The organism is Paraburkholderia sp. EG286B (assembly GCF_040965655.1).
Taxonomy (GTDB): Bacteria; Pseudomonadota; Gammaproteobacteria; order Burkholderiales; family Burkholderiaceae; genus Paraburkholderia.
Genome location: NZ_JBFRCF010000252.1, coordinates 1 through 255, shown reverse-complemented (window position 1 = coordinate 255; position 255 = coordinate 1). Strand labels below are relative to the sequence as shown.

Genomic DNA, 255 nt, shown 5'->3' with positions numbered 1-255 from the left:
AGCTCGCGAAGCCTGTCGGCACCCGCGCCGGCGCGAGTCATCCCCGTTACCTCATGACCCTGCGCGCAGAGCACGCGCACCAGCGGCTGTCCAACGGCGCCGGTGGCGCCTGCAACGAAAATCTTCAAGATTCCTCCTAAGACTGCGTGGCGACGCAGTGCAGCGGTGACTTAACGATATGGCTCAGCGCAACGTGACGCCCCAGCCGGTGAACGGCATCGTGTCCGTTCACTGGTCGTTAAAAAAGTACGAAAA

At 61.6% G+C, this 255-nt stretch carries 1 protein-coding gene; it reads right to left on the bottom strand.

From position 1 onward, the window contains the following. Positions 1–128: NAD-dependent epimerase/dehydratase family protein (locus tag AB4Y42_RS44635; protein ID WP_368697946.1), on the bottom strand; the 128-nt coding region annotated here is incomplete at its 3' end. Positions 129–255 lie beyond the last annotated feature (127 nt).